1 protein-coding gene is annotated in these 502 nt (G+C 36.7%); it reads left to right on the top strand.

What is annotated here, in order from left to right; all coding sequences use genetic code 11:
- Positions 1-77: 77 nt before the first annotated feature.
- Positions 78-502, top strand: a 425-nt coding sequence (locus GB932_RS21720; RefSeq protein WP_197517165.1) for a hypothetical protein, incomplete at its 3' end; no start/stop codon positions are given.

Below are 502 nucleotides of genomic sequence, written 5' to 3'. Positions count from 1 at the left end.
AGGATCATTGCATTTACAATATCACCACCTTTTGATTTTGCATCATAATAGATGGCATAACCAAATTGAATTTATATATGAAAAGAAACTTTAATCTCTGCTTACTAGCAGGCGCCATTGCTGTTACTTCTTTAACAGCATGTAGTGATGACCAAATGGACAACAATGTTCAACCTCAGCAAGAAGCACTAAGTGCAAAAATTGATCAGCCTGGGGAGCTTGAAAAAATCTGTTCTTATGTAGACAACAACTGGAGCACCAATTCAGTTTTACTGACCGGGCTTCAAAACTCCACAGACACCAATTTTATGAATGGACAAATGACTAAAATTGCAAGCATGTGGGGAAGAAGCAATCCTACGCTGCGTTTTGTGAACGATCCATCCAATTTCAATTCAACGTACAATGCCATTTCTTATTCTACAGGAAAAATCTATTATGGTTATGCCATCTATTATGATGCAAAATCAAAAGGTGGTGATATTGTAAATGCAATGATCCT

The sequence above is a fragment of the Microbacterium karelineae genome, assembly GCF_009745985.1.
Taxonomy (GTDB): domain Bacteria; phylum Actinomycetota; class Actinomycetes; order Actinomycetales; family Microbacteriaceae; genus Microbacterium; species Microbacterium karelineae.
The sequence above is the reverse complement of the archived record's forward strand: the minus strand, read 5'-3'. Positions and strand labels throughout refer to the sequence as shown.